The sequence below is a fragment of the Sphingopyxis sp. genome (assembly GCF_035998965.1).
Lineage (GTDB): Bacteria > Pseudomonadota > Alphaproteobacteria > Sphingomonadales > Sphingomonadaceae > Sphingopyxis.
In genome coordinates, this window is record NZ_DASYHE010000067.1 from 1 (window position 1) to 2,056 (window position 2,056).

Genomic DNA, 2,056 nt, shown 5'->3' on the forward strand with positions numbered 1-2,056 from the left:
CCGAACCGAAGCGCAGCATGTTTGACGGCCTGAAGCTCACTGTCTCGCGCGAGCCGCTGCGGGAGGAGGCACCGAAGCTGCGGCGACCCGTCGGGCTGTCGGACGTCCGCGTCAGCGCCCGCGCCCTCGATACGGCCGCGGTCCCGTCGGCGCTCGACAAGGCGGTCGAGCGCTTTGCGCGGGTGACGAAGGAAATCGTCGATGTCCGGCGCGCCGGCGGGAAGGAACTGCCGCACGAGCTCGATGCCTACAGGAAGGCGCGGCAGGAGCTCGATGCACTTCGGCCCGGCGGCGCGCGCGATCTGCGCGAAGCGTTCGGGAAAAGCTACAACCTCGCCAGCGAGGCAGCGGCAGGACGGACCACGGGCGCAATCGCGGCGATGGACAGCGCGGTCGCGGCCCGGGCCGCCGAACGTGCGGCTGAGCGCGCGGCCGCCGAGCGCGCGGCCCGCGAGCAGGTGCCGCAGGCGGCAGCGGCAAAGCGGCTTGCCGCCGAGGTCGAGAAGCGCGCCGAGCTGTTCGTGGCCTCGTGGAAGAAGGAAAGCGCACAGGCGCGCAAGGCACCAACCTATGCCGCGCGCGACGAGGCGCGTGCCAACCTCAACGACATGGCGAAGAGCCTGCACCGCGACCCGCAGCTCGAGTCGCTGCTGCAGAATCGGCGCGCTGACCTTGGCCTGAAACCCTCTGCGACAGGATCATTGTCTCACGATCTCCAGCAGTATCTCGGGCGTGGACGCGGCATGGGTATCTCGATGTAAGCTGCTCCCATGACCCAGAAACCTGTCCGCACCCCGCCCGCCGCCGATGCCGCCAAAGCCTTCGAAGAGCTGCGCCATGAAATCTCCCTGCAGCGAACCGCGATCCAAGGCCTCACATCGGCGAAGGAAAAGCTCCCGGACTATTTGCCTACCCTGCGCGATATCGCCTCCCGTCTAGGCCAGATGGAGGAGCACATCAAAAGCATCGATGGGAAGCCAGCGATGCAACTCACGCCGCGAACGATCGCTATGGAGATACACGAAGCTTTGATGAGCTTTCGGGCTGATGACTCCAAAACTCTGGGGGAGGCTCGCGATACGTTGGCGCGCACGCTTGGCCGCGTCGAGGGCATGATCAAGCAGCGCCGCTCGACCGACGAGCAGAACTGGTGGGTTACTTGGGCGGGAACTGGCGGGTTATTGTGTGGCGCATTCCTGGCGCTCGTCGGCGTGGTTCTCTCGACCTAGATCCTGCGCCGAAGGTTGAAGGAGGGGGGCGGCTTCGCGCCTCATATCGGTCGTTGCGACTGCCGATGACTAGTGCGCGAAGGCAGACGTTGATCGTCAGCGACAATGGGACCGAGCTGACATCGAACGCGGTGCTCGCATGGTGCGGTGAAGTCGGCGTCGAGTGGCACTATATCGCACCCGGCAAGCCGATGCAGAACGGCTATGTCGAGAGCTTCAATGGCCGGATGCGTGATGAGCTTCTGAACGAGACGCTGTTCCTCGACCTCGATCATGCCCGCAATGTGATCGCGGCCTGGGCCGAGGATTACAACCAGTCGCGGCCACACTCGGCCCTTGGATATGAGACACCGGCGGCGTTCGCCGCCGAACTGCATAAGCAATGGCCTGCGCAGCTACGCCCTACGGGCTCCGCTGCGCAGGCCATTGCTTACACCGCGCTCATGCGCAACAAAGCTGCTGGGCTCTAATCCCCGCTGGTGGAAACCAGGGGGTCACGTCAGAATGCCCAAAGAGAGCGCTTGAAGCAGCTAAACCGCATGACCAACTACCGGATTAGCGATCGCCGCAATCTCCCAGGCCAGTTTTAAGGACGAAGAGCAATGCACATCAGAACCGTAGCACACATCGAAGGCCGCGATCACACTGATACCTTGTACAAGGCGCTAACCAAAGCTGCGAGCAAGAGGCTTCGCCCTCTACTGGACAGCAACAAGGCTGGCGCCTCGACACTGACCGCAGTGCTGGAAAGCCATGCCGGTACCGAAAACGCGTTTCGCCTCAAGCTTAGCTTGTATTTGCCCGGACGCATCGCTGCGGTCGCCGAG

3 protein-coding genes and 1 pseudogene are annotated in these 2,056 nt (G+C 63.8%); all 4 read left to right on the plus strand.

What is annotated here, in order from left to right; translation table 11 throughout:
* The first annotated feature begins 17 nt into the window (after nucleotides 1-17).
* Nucleotides 18-761: a hypothetical protein gene (locus VGN68_RS11865; RefSeq protein ID WP_327476895.1), complete on the plus strand. Its 744-nt coding sequence runs from the start codon at nucleotides 18-20 to the stop codon at nucleotides 759-761.
* A gap of 9 nt (nucleotides 762-770) precedes the next feature.
* A complete protein-coding gene (locus tag VGN68_RS11870) occupies nucleotides 771-1,229 on the plus strand; it encodes a DUF6118 family protein (protein ID WP_327476897.1) in 459 nt (152 codons plus the stop codon).
* Nucleotides 1,230-1,318: 89 nt separating this feature from the next.
* Nucleotides 1,319-1,699, plus strand: a pseudogene (locus VGN68_RS11875) (transposase family protein); the annotation flags it as partial.
* A gap of 132 nt (nucleotides 1,700-1,831) precedes the next feature.
* The coding region (locus VGN68_RS11880) for a hypothetical protein (RefSeq protein WP_327476899.1) at nucleotides 1,832-2,056 on the plus strand (225 nt) is incomplete at its 3' end.